This is a genomic window from Pseudomonas sp. Xaverov 83, from assembly GCF_019352905.1.
GTDB classification, from domain to species: Bacteria; Pseudomonadota; Gammaproteobacteria; order Pseudomonadales; family Pseudomonadaceae; genus Aquipseudomonas; species Aquipseudomonas yamanorum.
In genome coordinates this window covers 404,925-422,135 of record NZ_JAAAFU010000075.1, presented here as the reverse complement: position 1 = coordinate 422,135, position 17,211 = coordinate 404,925, and the positions used below count along the sequence as shown (strand labels likewise).

Sequence of the window (17,211 nt, the reverse complement as noted above, 5' to 3'; positions counted from 1 at the left end):
GCTGGTTTGGCAGCTGGTTTTGCATCAGCGGTTTTAGCGGCTGGCTTGGCAGCTGGTTTTGCAGCAGCGGTTTTAGCAGCTGGCTTGGCAGCCGATTTAGCCGGTGCTTTTGCCGCAGGCTTGGCCGCAGCTTTTGCAGGTGCCTTGGCGGCGACTGCTTTGCTGGCTGGCTTCTTCGCTGCGCTGGCTGCAACAGCTTTGGCCGGAGCACGGGTGCTCAGCACTTTGCCTACAGCTTCCTTCACACGACCAACACCCTGAGCCAGTTTCAGGCTCTCGGAAGCATCACGCTTGAGTTGGGAAATGTAGGTGCGGGTTTCGGATTGACGATCCTTGAGGGCGTCGAGCAAGTCCTCAAGTTCTTTGACGGCGTCCTTGGCCTTGGCTTGTGCCTTGGCTTTGCCAGCGGTCGCTGCGCCTTGCAGTTTGGTGCGGGATTTGTGCAGTTTTTCCTGAGCTTTGCCGCGTTGTTTTTCAAGCTTGGCGAGCAACTTCTCAGCATCAGCCAAGGCTTGTGAACAGGCGCTTTCCAAATGTTCGAGCAGGCTGCCCGAAAGTTGTTGGAGCAAATGCAACGGGGTATTTACAGGCTTCTGTTTGGCCGACATGGTTTACCTCCTGGCTGACGTGGGTGCGGCTCATACTAGCCCTCTGCTCTTACCGCCGCTAGGGCATGTTGACAGTATCGATTGGCTTGCGTTGCACCGCACGAAAATTCTTATTGATATAACGAAAATCCACGCCACTTTTTAAGCATTCACACTGGCATAATCCATCGCACTTTCGGCTGGAGAACGCCCATGTCGCGTTACCTTTTTTTAGTGTTGAGCGTGGCGCTTTCAGTGGCCAATGCGAGTGAGAAATCCCCGTCCAAAGATGACCACGACCTGGCCTACAGCCTGGGCGCAAGCCTGGGTGAGCGACTGCGCCAGGAGATGCCGGGCCTGCAAATCGAGGCACTGATCGACGGACTCAAACACGCCTATCAAGGTAAGCCGCTGGCTCTGGACGACACACGCATCGAACAGATCCTTGCCCAGCACGAAGCGCAAAACGCACCAGACAATCGAGCCCCACAAAGTGAAAAGGCACTCGCTGCCGAACAACAGTTTTTAGCCAGTGAGAAATCCAAAAGTGGTGTGCGCGAATTGGCAGACGGCATCCTGCTGACAGAACTGACCCCTGGCAGCGGAAAAAAACCGGCGGCCGATGATCGCGTGCAAGTGAATTATGTTGGGCGGTTACCCGACGGGACGGTCTTCGACAAGAGCACACAACCCCAGTGGTTTCGCCTGGACAGTGTGATCAGCGGCTGGCGCAGCGCGTTGCAGCAGATGCCGGTAGGCGCGAAATGGCGGCTGGTGATTCCATCCGACCAAGCCTATGGCGCTGATGGTGCGGGCGAGTTGATCCCACCTTATACGCCGCTGGTATTCGAGATCGAATTGCTTGGCGCGGGTGCCTGAACCCAAACGAAAAACGGTGCGCAATGCGCACCGTTTTTTTGTGTTGCGGCGGGTCAGGCTTTAGCCGTCAACTCTTCCTTGTGAGCGTTGTGCAGCACTTCGATCAGGCAATCTTCCAGTTCGAAACGCTCGTGAAGCAAACCGCCCAGCTCTTTGAATTTTTCTGCAACGCACTTGCCGGCATCACACAGGTCGTTGAACGCCAGCAGCTTCTCGGTGATGACATCGATGCGCGGGTAAATCGTCTCTGCCAAGTCCAGGCCACGTTGATCGTCGAAAGCCTCGGCCTCTTTGGTCAACTGCTCGTAGACACCGAAGTGCCCCGCCGAGACGTAATCCACCAATACCCCACAGAATTCCTGCAACGGCTTGCGGTTCTCGCTGAGCGCTTCGGGTTTGGCACCGAGAGCATCAAAGGCCCGAACCAGTTCGTGACGCGCTTTCAACCAACCATCGATCAGTTTATGCACCCCACCCCAGCGTTCCTGAGCATTCTGACAACTTTCCAGCATGATGATCTCTCTTCCCTATAGGGGCGCCGCACACTGCCCGCGCAACACTTCAAGGTTAAAGCGGCAACCGGGCAACGGTGCATCGAACAGTCTGTTTCAATAACGCGTGCGGGCCAGATTATGCCCGCATGACTATGGCATCAAGGTACGCAGGAGAGAAAGTTCATACAAGTGTTTAATCCCTTCCTACAACCTGCGGGCACCTCTCAGTGCCGTGCAAGGCCAAAACGCTGGCTCAGCAGCAACCGCGAGAACTGCGCTACGCCAAGGATCAGCATGGCCACGAAGAACAGCAGGCTCCACTCGGGAATACTTAAGTCGAACAGGGTCCAGTTGATTTCCACGCAGTCGACGGTGCCCTTGAAGATCAACGCCAACGCCTCCCGGAGCGACAGGTTTTCGATCATGGATTGAAGGCCAGGCCAACAGGCAGGCAGCTGTTCCGGCGGCGTATTTTGCAGCAGCACCTGGCGTACGGCGGTGATGGCGCCCAACACTGCACAGCCCATGCTGGATGCCCAATACAGGTAGATCCCGGACCGCTTGGGCCCATGAATCGCCGCCACCAGGTTGATCAGCGTGAAGGCAGCTACAAGAATTCGTTGCACCTGACACAGGAAACAAGGCCGCAAAAGCGCGGCATATTCCAGGTAAAAGGACGCGCCCAGCGTCAGCGCACCAGCCAGGAACGCCAGAAGGAACAGGGAGCGTGAGGGGGCCAAAGACATTGTTTATCCGCAACGCAAGAGATAGGTAGTTACGGTAGAGGAAAGGCCTTACCCCTTTCAATACGCGCCAGAGCAGACGATTCCGCGAGAGCGTAGGGATATCCCGTCAGAAGATGAGCGATTAAACGCGCGTCTACGTAGGAGTTTACTACAAGCTATATTGACTACAGCTATAGGGCGCTATTGAAGGGTTGGCCACCAGAAAATCCTGAGGCAACCCTTACACTGTTTCCTACATCAAACCCGTGCCGGCACCGGCAGCGGTGACGCCAGCAGACGCTTGTCCAGCAGGCCCAGGCCTTCCTGGAATAACTGGTTGCTGCGCTCGGTGTCACCCAACTGCGCCAGCAGGCGCGCCAGCTCGGCACAGGCTTCGGGGTTGCGCTGCACCTGCAGGCTGCTTTCCAGGTAGTCCCGCGCCTTGCCCCACAGGCTGTTTTGCAAGCACAGGCGTCCCAGGGTCAGCAACAGGCTGGCATCGCCTGGATGATCCTTGAGCCAGCCTTCGGCAAACTTCAGTTGCTTCGCCGGATCGCTGCCACGCAGCAGGCCGTAGAGCCTGATCAGATGGCTGTCGTACTCGCGCTTGAGCGCACCGCGCAGCACTTCTTCAGCCTTGCCATCCGCGCCCAATTGGCGCAGCTGTTCGGCGTACGCCAGCACCAGTTGCGGTTCCTGGCGCTGGGCGGAAGTGAGTTGTTGCCAGGCTCGCTCAAGGGATTGCTGACCGGCCTCGCCCTGCTCTTCGCGCTGGGCCGCCAGGGTAAGGTTCTCGCCCCAGGCGCGACGCTCCAGGTCGGCCAGCTCGGCGGGTGGCAACACCTTGTCCTTGCGCAGCTCCGGCAACAGCCGGATTACCGAAGACCAATCACCACGCTGTTGATAAAGCCGTTGTAGCTGGCGCAATACCTGGACGTTATGCGGATGACGTTCATGCATCGCCTGCAAGGTGACCAGGGCGCCATCAGTGTCGCCACGGTCCATCTGCAACTGCGCATGACTCAAGGCCACCGCCAGTTCGGCCTGTGGCTGGCGCTCAAGCGCGCGCTCCAGCAGGCCGTCCGCCTCCTCATAACGCCCCTGCTCGTTAGCCGCGCGGGCGGCGCCGAGGTAGTAGAGCAATGGCTGGCGTTCCGCTTCGGCCGCTCGGTGCAAGTGACGCTCGGCACTGGCCCAACGCCCTTCGGCGAGGTCCATCTGGCCCTGTTCAATGGCGACCTGCACCCGACGGCTGCGATTGCGCCGCGACCACGGGTTGACCACACCACCCGAAGTCAGTACCAGGCTAAGCAGCACCCGGACCAGATAGATCGCCAGGCCGATGGCAAACAGCGCCACCAGCGTCGACCACAGCCCTGACTCGTAATGCAGCACATGGGGATAGGTAATCAGCACATAACCGGTGTGTTTCGAAATGCCCACGGCCAGTGCCAGGGCGATCGCAATCGCCAGCACCAGGATCACATAGAAGCGCTTCATCGGCCTTACTCCTGGGTCGCCGGCTTGCCAGCGGAAGCCTTGGCTTCTTCGGCAGACAGGTGGCGACGGTCAAGGTAAGCCTGCACGGCAGCCAGGCTCGCGGCCAAGTCCGGCGTTACCACCGAGACGGCCTTGGGCTCGAGCTCGGCAATACGCGCCAGCATGGCTTTGCTTTGCGGGTTGTCTTGATTGAAGTTGTCCTGCAACACGCTGCGGGCCTCGCCCAGGGAGCGGCTGTACACCGCCGGCTCGCCATTGAGCGCCGCCCACTGCGCCTGCTCCAGCGCCAGGCTCAGGGCCAGGCGCACCTGGTTCAGGCCTTGCCCTGCCAGCAGCGGACGAATGTTGTCATCGGGGTTGAAGTCGATGCGGAAATACCGCGAGATCTGCTCCCACCACTGGCTCCAACGGCTTTCCGTATCAGTCGTCGGACGCCCCTCGTTGGCCGCTTCCGGGAGTTGGTATTCCGGAGCGATGGCTGCCAGTTGCACGACCTGATCGCGCAATGCCGCCAGTTGAAGGTACAACCCGGTACGGTCGGGCTGTTCGATATTGCGCAACGCGGCGAGGCTCTTGGCCAACTGCTCACGGGCGGCGTACGAGCCGGGGTCACTTTGTTCGCGCAGGATTTCGTCAGCGCCCTGGACCAGCGCCTGGGCGCTGTTGATGTCCTGCAAGGCGGAAAGACGCAGGCTGGCCAGGCGGATCAAGTGCTCGGCCTCAGCCAGGCGCCAGTCCTGGCGGCTGGCGCCCAGCACGGTTTCCAGGCGCTGGCTCAAGCGCTGCTGATCGCCCTGCAATTGCGCCACCAGCCGACGGCGCTCTTCGAGTTCGTCAGCACCCGGCAGTTGCCCCAGGCGCGCAGACAACTGCTGCTGGCTCTGCTTGAGGCTCTGGGATTGGTCGTCCAGATTTTGCACTTGGCCCAGCTGTTGCTGGCTGCTCGCCTGCAGTGCGCGGACCTGCCAGATCCCCCAGCCACCGGCTGCAACACCGGCTGCGCCAAGTAACAAGGCCACGATAGCCAGGCCGTTGCCACGGCGCGGGGCGGTGGTGACCGGTGTCTCAACAGGCGCATCAAGCGCGGGCTGAGCTTCATCTTTAGGCAAGGCTGTTTCGCTCACGTATCCATCCTTTGCGTATTAGAGAGTGGGAACGGAGAAACTCCGTAACGCCACTAACAAAGCCGCGGCACTGGCGCCACGACAATCCACAACTTTTTGCGCGCCAGCGGCACGCGCCATTTCGGCGACTCGCGGGCTAGGCACAAACAACGGCAGTTGTGCCACCAGGGGCCAATCTGTGCCGGCCAGGGCTTGCAGGTGTAAAAAACCCTGCCCACTGCTGACCACCACGCCGTTCAAGCGTTCCACGTTTATGCGTTGGGTCAGGGTCGCACTGTCGTAATCCGGCAGGAAACGGCGGTACAACTCCAGATAGTCGACACTAGCACCTTGCTCGCGTAAACGCTCAGCCAGCAGCTCTCTCCCGCCCTCGCCCCGCAGGATCAGCACCCGGGCACCGGGCTGTGCAATAGCCTCGCGCAGGGCAGCCAATTCAAGCAAGGCCTCACTGTCGTCACCTTCCTGGGGACAACTGACGTCAAGGCCGTGGTCGGCCAACACCTTCGCCGTAGCGGCGCCTACGCTGAACCATGGCAACGCCGGAGGTTGCGGCCAGTGTTGCGCCAACAACTGCACGCTCAGGCGCGCCGCCGGCTTGCTCACCACGATCACCGCACAATAACGGTCCAGCTCGCGAAAGATCGCGTGTTGCTCAAGCGTGACGGGCAGCGCTTCGATCTCCAGCAACGGCAGGCTGCTGCTGAAAATACCTTCCTCAGATAACGTCGCCGCCAGGGCCGCCGACTCCTCGGCGGGCCGCGTCAGCAGCACACGCCATTGCGTCACTGCGGGCCGGCCTCGCCGTACACCGCTTGCAGGATGGCACCGGCGCCTTTTTCCAGCAGTTCTTCGGCGACTTTGATACCCAGGCTGGTCGCCTCGCTTTGCGGCCCGCGAATCTCTGCAGTGAGCAGCAGCCCGCCACTCGGGTCGCCCACCAGGCCACGCAGCCAGAGGTTTTCGCCCTCAAGCACGGCGTAACAGGCGATCGGCACCTGGCAGCCACCGTTGAGGTGCTTGTTCAGAGCGCGTTCGGCGGTGACGCGAATTTCAGTGTCTTGGTGATCCAGCGGCTTGAGCAGCGCATGAATTTCGCTGTCGGCGGTGCGGCATTCGATACCCACGGCGCCCTGCCCGCCAGCCGGCAAGCTGTCTTCAACGCTGATGGCCGAGGTGATGCGGTCTTCAAAACCCAGGCGGATCAGGCCGGCTGCCGCGAGGATGATCGCGTCATATTCACCGGCATCCAGCTTGGCCAGGCGGGTATTGACGTTGCCCCGCAGGAAACGAATTTGCAGGTCTGGGCGACGGGTCAGCAACTGTGCCTGGCGACGCAGGCTGGATGTGCCGACGACACTGCCCAGCGGCAGTTCATCAAGAGAGGCGTAGGTATTGGAAACGAAAGCATCGCGCGGGTCTTCGCGCTCGCAGATGCAAAACAGGCCCAGGCCTTCGGGGAAGTCCATGGGCACGTCTTTCATCGAATGCACGGCGATGTCGGCTTCGTTCTCCAGCAGAGCGGTTTCCAGTTCCTTGACGAACAGGCCCTTGCCGCCGATTTTCGACAATGGCGAATCAAGCAGCTTGTCGCCGCGACTGACCATGGGTACCAGGGACACCTTCAGGCCGGGATGAGCCTGCTCGAGGCGTGCTTTGACGTATTCGGCCTGCCATAAGGCCAGGGCGCTTTTACGGGTGGCGATGCGGATTTCGCGAGAGGACATGGATCAATCCGTACTGAATAGATACGGCAGATAATAACAGCTCAGGCAAATGCGCTTTGATTTGAATCAGCAAGTGCGGGGCCTCCCTGGCCGCGTCGCACCGGGATATGGGCGGTGAAGCTCGCATCAGCCCTTGGGCTAAAGCTGCTGCATCATCTTGCGCACACCGGCGACATGGCGCCGGCTGACGATCAAGGCGTCGCCATTGAGGCCCTTCAGGAACAGTTGAAAGTGCCCAAGCGGCGTGCGCTGCAGGCGCTCGATGCGCTCGCGTGCCACCAGCGCGTTGCGGTGGATGCGCACAAAGCGGTCGCCAAATTCATCTTCCAACGCCTTGAGTGGCTCATCGAGCAGCACTTCACCGGCCTCGTGACGCAAGGTCACGTACTTGTGATCGGCGATGAAATAGACCACCTGATCCAGAGGAATCAGTTCGATGCCCTTGCGGGTGCGGGCGCTGATATGGCTGCGCGGCCCGTTGCCGCCCTGGGCTGCGGGCTGGGTCAAGGCGGCCAGTTGGACGCGATTGGGACGCTCGGCCTTTTTCAAGGCGCGTAGCAACGCATCGGCATTGATCGGCTTGACCAGGAAACTGGCGCCGCTGGCATCCAGAGCCTCGGAAGAGAACTCATCCTGGGAGGCGCACAGCACCACCGCAGGCGGCGATTCTCGCTCGCTCAGGCGGGCAGCCACCTGCAAGCCATCAAGGCCCGGCATGCGGATGTCGAGTAACACGACGTCCGGCTTGAGGCTGTCAATAAGGGCCAAGGCCTCCTCGCCACTGGTGGCGCTCGGCTCAAGGACACTGTAACCCTCGAGTTCACTGACCAAACGGCTCAGTCGCTCGCGGGCTTGGGGTTCGTCATCAACGATCAGGACATTCATATTGCGCTGGATTCCTGCGTGAGTCTCGCACAAGGATAGCGTAGACAGGTGCGGTGACTTCCGTCACGGCGATCCACGCTAAGACTAGCGCGAGCGGCAAAAAGTGCCCCGAGAGTGGCACCAATATTTACCCGGACCTGTTCAATCGCGCCCAAAGCCTTCTGCCTTTGGGCATCGTCGTAGGGTTTGCTGATACACAATACGAACACCCCCTCTCTAATGGATAGCCTGGAGTTCGACCTCATCGCCTGGCATTGGTGCAGTGCACCTTCTGTCAGTGCGACGCTCTATCAGTGCAACTGTAGACGCTCGCGAAGACGATATTGCTCAATCGTCAAATATCGTTTCAATAAACACGCTTTGTTACCCAAGACCGCAAGTTTCAAACCCCCGTTCGGTCCTGACTCCAGTCTCGTCCTGCGCGAGGCCGGCGGCAAGGCACTTAGCCATCTTGGAAACAAATAAAAATGCCCCGCCCCGGCATCATCGCCTCCGGGGGCAACCCTGTTATTATCGGCGCCACACTTTCATGCCCTCTTTCCAGCAGACCACGAGCGAATCCATGAGCACCGACAAGACCAACCAGTCCTGGGGCGGCCGCTTCAGTGAACCCGTCGACGCCTTCGTCGCGCGCTTCACCGCCTCCGTCACCTTCGACCAGCGCCTGTACCGCCACGACATCATGGGCTCGATCGCCCACGCCACGATGCTGGCCAAGGTCGGCGTACTGACCGATGCCGAGCGCGACAGCATCATCGACGGCCTGACCACCATCCGTGGCGAGATCGAAGCCGGCACCTTCGACTGGCGCGTCGACCTGGAAGACGTGCACATGAACATCGAGGCCCGCCTCACCGACCGCATCGGTGTGACCGGCAAGAAACTGCACACCGGTCGCAGCCGTAACGACCAGGTGGCCACCGATATCCGCCTGTGGCTGCGGGACGAGATCGACCTGATCCTGGCCGAAATCACCCGCCTGCAAAAAGGCCTGCTGGAGCAGGCAGAGCGTGAGTCCGGCACCATCATGCCCGGCTTCACCCACCTGCAAACCGCACAGCCTGTGACCTTCGGCCACCACCTGCTGGCCTGGTTCGAAATGCTCAGCCGCGACTACGAGCGCCTGGTGGACTGCCGCAAGCGCGCCAACCGCATGCCCCTGGGCAGCGCCGCACTGGCCGGCACCACCTACCCGATCGACCGCGAATACACCGCGCAGCTGCTGGGCTTCGACGCCGTGGGCGGCAACTCCCTGGACGGCGTGTCGGACCGTGACTTCGCCATCGAATTCTGCGCTGCGGCCAGCATCGCGATGATGCACTTGTCGCGCTTCTCCGAAGAGCTGGTGCTGTGGACCAGTGCGCAATTCCAGTTCATCGACCTGCCGGACCGCTTCTGCACCGGCAGCTCGATCATGCCGCAAAAGAAAAACCCCGACGTGCCGGAATTGGTGCGTGGCAAAAGCGGCCGTGTATTCGGCGCGCTGATGGGCCTGTTGACCCTGATGAAAGGCCAGCCGCTGGCCTACAACAAGGACAACCAGGAAGACAAGGAACCGCTGTTCGACGCCGCCGACACCCTGCGTGACTCGCTGCGGGCCTTTGCCGACATGATCCCGGCGATCAAGCCCAAGCACGCCATCATGCGTGAAGCGGCCCTGCGTGGCTTCTCCACCGCAACCGACCTGGCCGACTACCTGGTACGCCGCGGCCTGCCGTTCCGTGACTGCCACGAAATCGTCGGCCATGCCGTGAAATACGGCGTGGACACCGGCAAGGACCTGGCGGAAATGAGCCTGGAAGAACTGCGCCAGTTCAGCGACCAGATCGAGCAGGATGTGTTTGCGGTGCTGACCCTGGAAGGGTCGGTGAATGCCCGTAACCATATCGGCGGGACTGCGCCGACGCAGGTGAAGGCTGCCGTGGTTCGCGGCCAGGCATTGCTCGCCAGCCGCTAAAAGCTTCGCGAGCAAGCCCGCTCCCACATTCGACTGCATTCCAAAGGTGGCACTCGGTCAAATGTGGGAGCGGGCTTGCTCGCGAAAGCGTCATCACAAACACCCAAGATTTATTTCTTGGCAGCAACCATCGCCATAAACGCCGGCATCGCCGCTTCCTTGTCCGCCGCCACCCGCTGGGCATTCGGCAACGCCTGCAAGCGTTCCAGCAACGCCTTGGCCTTCGGCAACTCAGCCAACAGATCCAGCCCGAACAGCTTCCCGGCCACCCCACAGGCCAGGTCCACGCTGTACACAAAATACAAATCCGCAATCGTGAAACTGTCCCCCGCCACATACGGCGCGAACTTCCCGTGCCGCCCCAGCGATGCGATTCCCAGCAATAACTCCGCCTTGGATTTCTCCTTGATCGCCTCCGGTACCGGCATCCCGAAGAACGCCTCAGCAAAACACGCCCGGGCCGGCAACTCGATGTACAACTCGATTTCCCTGCACAACGCCAGCACCTGGGCACGCTGGAACGGATCGCTCGGCAACAGCGATCGCCCGCCCTGGGTCTGTTCGATGTATTCGAGGATCACGCTGGTTTCGTTGATAAAGCCTTGCTCGACACCCAGCACCGGCACCTTGCCCCGGGGGCTCACGGCCAAGGCTTCAGGGCTCTGGCCTGCGTAGAACGGCACCTCTTCGAAGCGCAGCCCTTTCTCCAGCAGCGCCAGTTTGACCATGTTGTAGTAGTTGCTGACCGAAAATCCATAAAGCTTGAGCATCACAAAGCCTCCAGGCCGTGTACGGGGTTGGCAGCAGTGGTTATAGAACGGGATGCCACGCCTGACCAGCAGCATCAGCCGAGTGAATGGGGGTAGACTGGCGCCCTTTCCTCCAGGAGCCTGCCATGAGCGAGCCAACCGATATCGACAACGACGAAGAAGAGTTCGCCGAGACCACCTTGATTGAAGCGATCGAAAACCAGATCGAAAGCGACAACCCGCCCGCCGCCAAGGCCACCTTCAACAAGCTGACCCTGGTGGGCTACGAGCGCGAAGACATCCTGCAAATGATGGCCCACGTGCTCGCCGTCGAAATCGACGCCCTGCTCGAAGAAGACCGCGCCTTCAATACCGAATGGTATGAAACTGCCTTGCGCGCCCTGCCAGAGCTGCCGCCCGAGAAGCAATAAGCCCGACACCGCACTGGCCAGCAAGCGCTTGCTGGCCACAATCCTGCCCCACATCAACACTGCATGAGTTCCGACTGGACAGCTCGCCCAAGTGCGTTCACCTTATGGCTGCTAGCGTCTAAAAATTCCTAGAAAGTCTGGAGTCCTTATGTCGTATACCCCTGAGTTGGTTGCCGAACTGGAAATCCTTGCACTCTTCAACCTGGGCAGCTCCCAGGAAGGTCTGAAAGTTCATCAGACCGCCGCTCCCACTGCCATTGCCGCTGCCCGGCGCCTGTTTGAAAAAGACCTGATCGACCAGCCAGATGGTGGCTACCTCACCAGCCTTGGCCGGGATGCTGCCGAACACGCACAAAGCCTGCTGACTATTCTGACGACCAGCAAAGAAGCCGCCTGACACCTCGTATCGCCCACGGGATCCTCTTTCACGGATTCCGCGGGCATTCCTGCGCCCGGGATAAAATTCTGGCGCCAAAAACAAAATCCCGCTAAACCTCCTACGCTACTGGCTGTAAACTCCCACACGGCCGCCCACGTCGGGCCCTGCGAGCCACCGAGTTCGACATGACCCGCACCCACGAAATCCGCCCCGACCTGGACGAAGGCATCGACCGCAAGGTGCTGACCCAGTTGCGCGCGCGATTTCTGGCCCTGAACGAGGGCCGCATGGCCCGGGCCGTTGAAGGGCTGACGCCGCGCCAGCAAAGCGTACTGACGCTGCTGCCGCTGTTTTTCCACGTCAATCACCCGCTGCTGCCGGGTTATGTGTCGGGCAGCACACCGGCCGGCCTGTCGAACTTTGAACCCGACGCGCAAGCGTTGGCAGAAGCTCAGCGCCTGACCCGCACGTTTTCCTACAAGCCCCGGCACGGCAACCCACCGCGCCCTATTCATGGCCTGTTCCTGATGGGCAGCCTGGGCACCCTGGCCCAGGCCGATCAAAGTGATATGGACGTGTGGGTCTGCCACGCTGCCGATCTCAGTGAGAATGAGCTGGCCGAGCTACGAAAAAAATGCCAATTGCTGGAAACCTGGGCTCTGACCATGGGCGCCGAGGCGCATTTTTTCCTGATCGAGCCGACACGGTTTATCCAGGGTGACCGCGACACCCAACTGAGCTCGGAAGACTGCGGCACCAGCCAGCATTACCTGCTGCTGGATGAGTTCTACCGCACCGCCATCTGGCTGGCAGGGCGCACGCCGATCTGGTGGCTGGTGCCGGTGTATGAAGAAACCCGCTACGCCGAATTCACCCACGCGTTGATCTCCAAGCGCTTTATCCGCGCCGATGAAACCCTCGACCTGGGCCATCTGGCCCACATCCCGCCGGGTGAATTTATCGGCGCCGGCCTGTGGCAGTTGTTCAAGGGCATCGAATCGCCCTACAAGTCGGTACTCAAGCTCCTACTGACCGAGGTCTACGCCAGCGAACACCCGAAGGTGCAGTGCCTGAGCCTGCGCTTCAAGCGGGCGGTGTTTGCCAACCAGATGGACCTCGACGAGCTGGACCCGTACATCGTGGTCTACCGCCGCATCGAGGAATACCTCAAGGCTCGCAACGAACCGGAGCGCCTGGAACTGGTGCGGCGCGCCCTGTACCTGAAGGTCAACCGCAAGCTCACGGCCGGCCAGCGCACCGACCGCTGGCAACGTTTGCTGCTGGAGCGCCTGGCCCATGAATGGGGTTGGGACCAGCGCCAACTGGCCCTGCTGGACAGCCGCAGCCAATGGAAAGTCCGCCAAGTGGCCTCCGAGCGCCGGGCACTGGTCAACGAGCTGAACTATAGCTATCGCTTCCTGACCCAGTTTGCCCGCACCGAACAGACCGTCAGCCTGATCAACAAGCGCGACCTCAATGTGCTCGGCCGGCGTCTGTATGCCGCCTTCGAGCGCAAGGCCGGCAAGGTTGAGTTCATCAACCCCGGCATTGCCCCGGACCTGGCCGAAGACACCCTGACCCTGGTGCAATCGCCCAACCGTAAAGAGCCGGGTCAGCACCATTGGGGCTTGTACAACGGCAGCCTGACCGCCCTGGAATGGGAGCACTTCGCACCGATCAAGCGCAGCCGCGACCTGCTGGAAATGCTCACCTGGTGCCACCGCAACGGCGTGATCGACAGCAGCACCCGCCTGGCCTTGCACCCCGGCAGCAGCGACATGACCGAATTCGAGCTGTTCAACCTGCTGGGCAGCCTGCAACAGACCGTCGCCCTGCCCTTGGCCAGCGTCGATGAAGAACGCCTGTTGCGCTCGGCGGTGCCCGAGGAAGTGCTGCTGCTGATCAACGTCGGCGTCGACCCGCTCAAGCACCACCGCGACCTGAACATCCTGATGACCACCGAGCGCACCGACTCCCTGAGTTACGCCGGCGTACGGGAAAACCTGGTGCTAACCCTGGACCAGGTCACACTCAACAGCTGGAACGAGGTGATGGTCAGCCGCTACGACGGCCCCCACGCGCTGCTCGACTGCCTGCGGGATTACCTGAACCAGCTGCCGGCCAATCACCTGCCGCGATTGCGGGTGCGTTGCTTCTGCCACAACCGTGCGCAATTCATTGCCCAGCGCGTGGAAGAAATCTTCGACACCGCGCAAAACCTGATGCTGAGCCAGGAAAACCACCGCTACCTGGTGCAGGTGCAGCAGCACTACCACGTGATGGAACTGACACCCGGCCAAGCCAACCATGTGTCACTGGCGACCCAGGACGCGCTGATCGCCTACCTCAGTGAAGAACTGGCCAGCTACAGCCCGCTGCACCTGGACACCATGGCCCTCGAAGACCACGACCTGGCGCTGTTGCTGCCCATGGGCCTGCCCGACTGTGTGCAGGTGTTCTACCGGATCAACGAAGGGGTTGCCGAGCTGTACGTGCTGGATGAATTCAACGCGCTCTGGCAGCAGCGCCTGCCGTTTCACGACGAGCAAAGCCTTCTGGTGCCGCTGCAGCGCTTCCTGCAATCGATTATTTATCGGCGCGACGCGCTGCTGCCGCTGGACCCGCAACAGCCACTCTGCGCGGTGCAAATCCTGTATTACCAGCTGTTGCCGTCAGGCAGCGGCCGCGCACGCCGGGCCGAACCGCGCCCAGCGCCGCAAACCCCGGCCAATAAACCGTTCTACGACGTGCAGGCGATTATCGGCAAGGCAGCACCGGGCCAGGTGGGGATCACCTTGTACTGCAATCAACGGGAGTTTTCCGAGCTGGAATTTGGCGACCAACTGTTTGCGGTGGTCGCCCAGCAAATCGTCGGGCAACGCCGGGAGGCCGAGCGCTACCGCTGCTACATCACCGATCTGGACCTGTCCGGCCTGCTCGGTGATGTTCAAAGCCCGAGCAATCTGTACCTACGCTACAAGGCTGATCTGGAACTGGCGCTCAATGAAGCGCTGAACCAGGTTTAGAGAGGAAAGGCACCACCGTCTTTCGGCTGGCCTTCGACGCCGAGCAATTCAAGCTTGAGGGTTTTGCCGCCTGGTGCTGGCCAGTCGATGTGCTGGCCGACTTGCAGGCCCAACAAAGCGCTGCCCACCGGCGCCAGGATCGAGATTTTGCCTTCGTCGGCGTTCGCGTCCTTGGGGTAGACCAGGGTCAGGTGATAGTCCTTGCCACTGCCTTGTTCACGGCAATGCACGCTGGAGTTCATGGTCACGACAGTTGCAGGCACTTCATCGTGGCCAACCACTTCTTCGGCGCGGTCGAGTTCGTGTTGCAGGGCTTCAACGCCCGGCGACGCCTCGCCTACACGGTCGATCAGTTGCTCAAGACGCTGCACGTCAAGACGGGTGAGGATGATGGAAGGTGCGGTCATGATTCAGGCAGACTCCTTTTTTCTGCACAAAAAAGCAAAACCCCGCCAGGAAAAGGCGGGGTTCTCACGGACCTCGATGAGTTGAGGTGTATCCGGACACTACCACAGCACAATAAATAAACAAGACGGCCTCAGGCGGAGGCCTTGCGCTGCTCGGCCTGGGCGACGATCACGCGGCGCCGCGCATCATCGGCGGAGCGCCATTCACGGATGTCTTCTACATGACGAAAGCAGCCGAGGCAGACTTTGTGCTCATCCAGCCGACATAAACTGATACAAGGTGACGGCACCGCCGGGCTGACATTGCTGAACAGCGGCTTGGGCGGGCGTACGGGTACGGGCTGCGTCACGATCAGATCTCGTCGAAGTCCAGCTCGACGCCGGTATATTCATGAATCAGGCGCGTGAGCATCTCGCCCAACAACTCTTCGCTCTTGTCGCACTGCCATTTGCCGCTTTCTTCGTCGTAGTCGAAGTGAACGCCACCGGAGCGCGCAGCCAGCCACAGCTGACGCAGCGGTTCCTGGCGACTGAAGATCAGTTGCTGGCCACTCTCAAACTTGACGGTCAGCACACCGGCCGAGTTCTCCAGGTCCACATCCAGGCCGCTGTCGTCGAAAATATCCTCCAGCGCTTGCTGGGTCGAATCCACCAGGTCGTGGAAACGGGCTTCGGTCAAACTCATTATGGGAACCTCGAAAAGTGTCTGGTCTCGCTCAAGCGCCGCACAATACGGACGCGCCATCATGATTGCAAAGGATACCGATTTCATTACCCGCAGCTGCGTGAATTATCCCTGATTGGTGTAAGCGCAATCGCGACAAACTCGGCAAAGCCCCGCCGGACGGGTATTTCGGCGCATAGGCAATCCGGCGGGTGGTCGGTATACTCGGGCGCAATTAATGCATATTCAAGGATTTCGCCATGAAGCGCCTGATCTCTTCCCTTGCTGCGCTCGTCGCGGTCGCTTGCCTCGTTAGTGCCTGTGGTCAAAAAGGCCCGCTGTATCTGCCCGATGACAGCAAAGACCCGAATGAACAGGCGCAATCGTCGCAAACCAAAGCGCACAAGCACGACACCTACTAAGGGAACATCATGGACGCTTTTAACTACCGGGACGGCGAGCTGTTCGCGGAAGGTGTCGCGCTGTCCGCCATTGCCGAGCGCTTTGGTACCCCGACCTACGTGTACTCCCGTGCCCACATCGAAGCGCAATACCGCTCCTTTGCCGACGCGCTGGAAGGCACGCCAAGCCTGGTGTGCTACGCGGTAAAAGCCAACTCCAACCTGGGTGTACTCAATGTCCTGGCGCGCCTTGGCGCCGGTTTCGACATTGTGTCCCGGGGCGAGCTTGAGCGTGTGCTGGCCGCTGGCGGCAAAGCTGACAAGATCGTGTTCTCCGGCGTCGGCAAGAGCCGCGAAGACATGCGCCGCGCCCTGGAAGTTGGCGTGCACTGCTTCAACGTCGAGTCCACCGACGAGTTGGAGCGCCTGCAAGTGGTGGCCGCCGAGATGGGCGTTCGCGCACCGATCTCCCTGCGGGTCAACCCGGACGTAGACGCCGGCACTCACCCGTACATTTCCACCGGTCTCAAAGAGAACAAGTTCGGCATCGCCATTGCCGACGCCGAGGACGTGTACATCCGCGCCGCCCAACTGCCAAACCTGGAAGTATTGGGCGTCGACTGCCATATCGGCTCGCAACTGACCAGCCTGCCACCGTTCCTCGACGCCCTCGACCGCCTGCTGGCGCTGATCGACCGCCTCGGCGAATGCGGCATCTACCTGCACCACATCGACCTCGGTGGCGGCGTCGGCGTGCGTTATCGCGATGAAGAGCCGCCGCTGGTTTCCGACTACATCAAGGCCGTGCGCGAGCGCACCGAAGGCCGCGACCTGACGCTGATGTTCGAGCCGGGCCGCTACGTCGTCGCCAATGCTGGCGTGCTGCTGACCCAGGTCGAGTACCTCAAGCACACCGAACACAAGGATTTCGCCATCGTCGATGCGGCGATGAACGACCTGATCCGCCCGGCGCTGTACCAGGCCTGGATGGATGTGACGGCCGTCAAGCCACGTGCTGGCGAAGGCCGCAGCTACGACGTGGTCGGCCCGATCTGCGAGACTGGCGACTTCCTGGCCAAGGAACGTCAGCTGGCCCTGGAAGAAGGCGACCTGCTGGCCGTGCATTCGGCCGGTGCCTACGGGTTTGTCATGAGCTCCAACTACAACACCCGCGGGCGTACCGCCGAGGTGCTGGTGGACGGTGATCAAGCGTTTGAAGTGCGTCGCCGCGAGACGGTAGCCGAGTTGTTTGCTGGCGAAAGCCTGCTGCCGGAGTAAG

19 protein-coding genes are annotated in these 17,211 nt (G+C 60.8%); 7 read left to right on the top strand and 12 right to left on the bottom strand.

The window, feature by feature from the left end; translation table 11 throughout:
- The coding region (locus K0H47_RS23180) for an AlgP family protein (protein WP_219273854.1) at positions 1 to 608 on the bottom strand (608 nt) is incomplete at its 3' end.
- Between the two features lie 192 nt (positions 609 to 800).
- On the opposite strand from K0H47_RS23180, the gene K0H47_RS23175 reads away from it, so the two are divergent.
- A complete protein-coding gene (locus K0H47_RS23175) occupies positions 801 to 1,466 on the top strand; it encodes an FKBP-type peptidyl-prolyl cis-trans isomerase (RefSeq protein WP_063033881.1) in 666 nt (221 codons plus the stop codon).
- Between the two features lie 53 nt (positions 1,467 to 1,519).
- On the opposite strand, the gene K0H47_RS23170 is transcribed toward K0H47_RS23175, so the two are convergent.
- The 7 genes from K0H47_RS23170 to K0H47_RS23140 form a co-directional block, all read right to left on the bottom strand.
- Positions 1,520 to 1,978, bottom strand: coding sequence for an Rsd/AlgQ family anti-sigma factor (locus K0H47_RS23170; RefSeq protein WP_008439329.1), 459 nt, complete (start codon positions 1,976 to 1,978; stop codon positions 1,520 to 1,522).
- Positions 1,979 to 2,184: 206 nt separating this feature from the next.
- On the bottom strand, positions 2,185 to 2,706 hold the full coding sequence (locus K0H47_RS23165) for a disulfide bond formation protein B (RefSeq protein WP_063033880.1): 522 nt from the start codon (positions 2,704 to 2,706) through the stop codon (positions 2,185 to 2,187).
- 237 nt (positions 2,707 to 2,943) lie between these two features.
- Positions 2,944 to 4,185 carry a heme biosynthesis protein HemY gene (locus K0H47_RS23160; protein ID WP_063033879.1) on the bottom strand — a complete coding sequence of 414 codons (1,242 nt, stop codon included), beginning with the start codon at positions 4,183 to 4,185 and terminating at the stop codon, positions 2,944 to 2,946.
- Between the two features lie 5 nt (positions 4,186 to 4,190).
- A complete protein-coding gene (locus K0H47_RS23155) occupies positions 4,191 to 5,309 on the bottom strand; it encodes a uroporphyrinogen-III C-methyltransferase (RefSeq protein WP_063033878.1) in 1,119 nt (372 codons plus the stop codon).
- Between the two features lie 18 nt (positions 5,310 to 5,327).
- Positions 5,328 to 6,095, bottom strand: coding sequence for a uroporphyrinogen-III synthase (locus tag K0H47_RS23150; protein ID WP_063033877.1), 768 nt, complete (start codon positions 6,093 to 6,095; stop codon positions 5,328 to 5,330).
- Entirely contained in the window at positions 6,092 to 7,033 is a 942-nt protein-coding gene (gene hemC / locus K0H47_RS23145; protein WP_008439333.1) for a hydroxymethylbilane synthase, read from the bottom strand. The genes K0H47_RS23150 and hemC overlap by 4 nt, the downstream gene beginning before the upstream one ends.
- A 138-nt stretch (positions 7,034 to 7,171) precedes the next feature.
- Complete coding sequence (locus tag K0H47_RS23140; protein ID WP_063033876.1) at positions 7,172 to 7,918, bottom strand: LytTR family DNA-binding domain-containing protein; 747 nt, start codon at positions 7,916 to 7,918, stop codon at positions 7,172 to 7,174.
- A 562-nt stretch (positions 7,919 to 8,480) separates the two neighbouring features.
- On the opposite strand from K0H47_RS23140, the gene argH reads away from it, so the two are divergent.
- Complete coding sequence (gene argH / locus K0H47_RS23135) at positions 8,481 to 9,875, top strand: argininosuccinate lyase (RefSeq protein ID WP_063033875.1); 1,395 nt, start codon at positions 8,481 to 8,483, stop codon at positions 9,873 to 9,875.
- 110 nt (positions 9,876 to 9,985) lie between these two features.
- Here argH and K0H47_RS23130 read toward each other — a convergent pair whose 3' ends face one another.
- Positions 9,986 to 10,645, bottom strand: a complete 660-nt coding sequence (locus K0H47_RS23130) for a glutathione S-transferase family protein (protein ID WP_219273713.1) — start codon at positions 10,643 to 10,645, stop codon at positions 9,986 to 9,988.
- 125 nt (positions 10,646 to 10,770) lie between these two features.
- On the opposite strand from K0H47_RS23130, the gene K0H47_RS23125 reads away from it, so the two are divergent.
- The 3 genes from K0H47_RS23125 (at position 10,771) to K0H47_RS23115 (ending at position 14,460) form a co-directional block, all read left to right on the top strand.
- On the top strand, positions 10,771 to 11,055 hold the full coding sequence (locus K0H47_RS23125) for a hypothetical protein (protein WP_010168009.1): 285 nt from the start codon (positions 10,771 to 10,773) through the stop codon (positions 11,053 to 11,055).
- Between the two features lie 148 nt (positions 11,056 to 11,203).
- Entirely contained in the window at positions 11,204 to 11,452 is a 249-nt protein-coding gene (locus tag K0H47_RS23120; RefSeq protein ID WP_063033873.1) for a TIGR02647 family protein, read from the top strand.
- A 167-nt stretch (positions 11,453 to 11,619) separates the two neighbouring features.
- Positions 11,620 to 14,460, top strand: a complete 2,841-nt coding sequence (locus K0H47_RS23115; RefSeq protein ID WP_219273711.1) for a class I adenylate cyclase — start codon at positions 11,620 to 11,622, stop codon at positions 14,458 to 14,460.
- Here K0H47_RS23115 and rnk read toward each other — a convergent pair.
- The 3 genes from rnk to cyaY form a co-directional block, all read right to left on the bottom strand.
- Positions 14,457 to 14,867: a nucleoside diphosphate kinase regulator gene (gene rnk, locus K0H47_RS23110; protein ID WP_017476667.1), complete on the bottom strand. Its 411-nt coding sequence runs from the start codon at positions 14,865 to 14,867 to the stop codon at positions 14,457 to 14,459. The genes K0H47_RS23115 and rnk overlap by 4 nt on opposite strands.
- 131 nt (positions 14,868 to 14,998) lie before the next feature.
- Positions 14,999 to 15,217: a DUF1289 domain-containing protein gene (locus K0H47_RS23105; protein WP_063033871.1), complete on the bottom strand. Its 219-nt coding sequence runs from the start codon at positions 15,215 to 15,217 to the stop codon at positions 14,999 to 15,001.
- 2 nt (positions 15,218 to 15,219) lie between these two features.
- Positions 15,220 to 15,552, bottom strand: coding sequence for an iron donor protein CyaY (gene cyaY, locus K0H47_RS23100; protein ID WP_017476668.1), 333 nt, complete (start codon positions 15,550 to 15,552; stop codon positions 15,220 to 15,222).
- Between the two features lie 239 nt (positions 15,553 to 15,791).
- On the opposite strand from cyaY, the gene K0H47_RS23095 reads away from it, so the two are divergent.
- Together K0H47_RS23095 and lysA are read left to right on the top strand one after the other, a co-directional pair.
- Positions 15,792 to 15,953, top strand: coding sequence for a lipoprotein (locus K0H47_RS23095; protein ID WP_003208801.1), 162 nt, complete (start codon positions 15,792 to 15,794; stop codon positions 15,951 to 15,953).
- Positions 15,954 to 15,962: 9 nt separating this feature from the next.
- Positions 15,963 to 17,210, top strand: coding sequence for a diaminopimelate decarboxylase (gene lysA, locus K0H47_RS23090; RefSeq protein ID WP_063033870.1), 1,248 nt, complete (start codon positions 15,963 to 15,965; stop codon positions 17,208 to 17,210).
- The last annotated feature ends 1 nt before the right edge of the window (position 17,211 follow it).

Bases quoted from the DNA above. Each gene is read 5' to 3' on its own strand.
- K0H47_RS23115 (WP_219273711.1), top strand. From the start codon at position 11,620: ATGACCCGCACCCACGAAATCCGCCCCGACCTGGACGAAGGCATCGAC.
- lysA (WP_063033870.1), top strand. From the start codon at position 15,963: ATGGACGCTTTTAACTACCGGGACGGCGAGCTGTTCGCGGAAGGTGTC.
- cyaY (WP_017476668.1), bottom strand. From the start codon at position 15,552: ATGAGTTTGACCGAAGCCCGTTTCCACGACCTGGTGGATTCGACCCAG.
- K0H47_RS23140 (WP_063033876.1), bottom strand. From the start codon at position 7,918: ATGAATGTCCTGATCGTTGATGACGAACCCCAAGCCCGCGAGCGACTG.
- K0H47_RS23160 (WP_063033879.1), bottom strand. From the start codon at position 4,185: ATGAAGCGCTTCTATGTGATCCTGGTGCTGGCGATTGCGATCGCCCTG.
- K0H47_RS23175 (WP_063033881.1), top strand. From the start codon at position 801: ATGTCGCGTTACCTTTTTTTAGTGTTGAGCGTGGCGCTTTCAGTGGCC.
- K0H47_RS23170 (WP_008439329.1), bottom strand. From the start codon at position 1,978: ATGCTGGAAAGTTGTCAGAATGCTCAGGAACGCTGGGGTGGGGTGCAT.
- rnk (WP_017476667.1), bottom strand. From the start codon at position 14,867: ATGACCGCACCTTCCATCATCCTCACCCGTCTTGACGTGCAGCGTCTT.
- argH (WP_063033875.1), top strand. From the start codon at position 8,481: ATGAGCACCGACAAGACCAACCAGTCCTGGGGCGGCCGCTTCAGTGAA.
- K0H47_RS23130 (WP_219273713.1), bottom strand. From the start codon at position 10,645: ATGCTCAAGCTTTATGGATTTTCGGTCAGCAACTACTACAACATGGTC.
- K0H47_RS23120 (WP_063033873.1), top strand. From the start codon at position 11,204: ATGTCGTATACCCCTGAGTTGGTTGCCGAACTGGAAATCCTTGCACTC.
- K0H47_RS23125 (WP_010168009.1), top strand. From the start codon at position 10,771: ATGAGCGAGCCAACCGATATCGACAACGACGAAGAAGAGTTCGCCGAG.
- hemC (WP_008439333.1), bottom strand. From the start codon at position 7,033: ATGTCCTCTCGCGAAATCCGCATCGCCACCCGTAAAAGCGCCCTGGCC.
- K0H47_RS23095 (WP_003208801.1), top strand. From the start codon at position 15,792: ATGAAGCGCCTGATCTCTTCCCTTGCTGCGCTCGTCGCGGTCGCTTGC.
- K0H47_RS23165 (WP_063033880.1), bottom strand. From the start codon at position 2,706: ATGTCTTTGGCCCCCTCACGCTCCCTGTTCCTTCTGGCGTTCCTGGCT.